1 protein-coding gene is annotated in these 263 nt (G+C 52.9%); it reads left to right on the top strand.

Annotated features, from left to right (window positions below):
• Positions 1-263: hypothetical protein (locus tag AC3II9_RS21910; protein WP_489158820.1), on the top strand; the 263-nt coding region annotated here is incomplete at both ends.

Below are 263 nucleotides of genomic sequence, written 5' to 3'. Positions count from 1 at the left end.
ATCGTGCGATGCCCAAAGATCACTATCAGACGACGGAGATCGCGCGAGCAAAGCCGTCCAGATGCCCGACCGCCGATTATGTCCATTTGAACCCCGGCGTCGAAACATCGCAGGGTTTCGCTGTTCTCGAACAACTGGATCGCCTTCGCTTCGGCAAGGCAAAATTCGTGATCCAATGCACCGATCAAACCAATTCGGAATTGTGCAATAGGGGCGCGAAAATCCCTTACGAATTGGCGCATCTCAAGCCATGGAACATATCG

It is taken from the genome of Lysinibacillus sp. RU7, from assembly GCF_057837305.1.
This window is presented reverse-complemented; position numbering and strand designations above follow the sequence as displayed.